We start from the raw sequence: 548 nt of genomic DNA, 5'->3' as shown, positions 1-548 counted from the left end.
GCCGGGCGGCCGGGCACCGCGGCCAGCACGGTGGCGAAGTGCCGGGCGGCGGCGTCCGCGACGGGCCGCTCGCTCCACAGCAGCGGCAGTGCGTCGCTGAGTTCGGTGGCGAGCGTCTTCGCCGGGTTGCTGTAGGTGTCGATGGCCGGGCCGCAGCGTTCGGCGACCTGGTCGAGCCGGTCGGCGAGGGCGGCGACGGCGTCCGGCGGGGTGCTGCTCAGGCCGAGGCGGTCGGTGAGGATCAGCAGCGGGGTGAGCAGAGCCCACAGGGTGCCGGGGGCGCCGGGCGGCCGGGAGGTGGGGTCGACGGGCTCGTACGGCACTTCGGCGATCGGCACGGGCAGGCCGTGGACGCCGCTCACGGCCTCCGTCAGCGGTGCTCTGCGCGGGCTGACGGCCACCACGGTGCAGCCGCGCCGGTAGGCCTGTTCGACCAGTGCGGTGAGACCGGGCTCGGTGCCGTCGGGGGTGAGCACGAACAGCAGGTCGAGCGGGCCGGCCCAGCCGGGCAGCGTCCAGCGCAGTCCGGGCGGGGCGGCGGTGCCGCC

Annotated in this window: 1 pseudogene; it reads right to left on the bottom strand. The window is 77.2% G+C overall.

Annotated elements, in window-relative coordinates:
- Positions 1-548 (bottom strand): annotated as a pseudogene (locus tag ACYVE9_RS30440) (SIS domain-containing protein); the annotation flags it as partial.

Source organism: Streptomyces sparsus (genome assembly GCF_054776295.1).
This window is presented reverse-complemented; position numbering and strand designations above follow the sequence as displayed.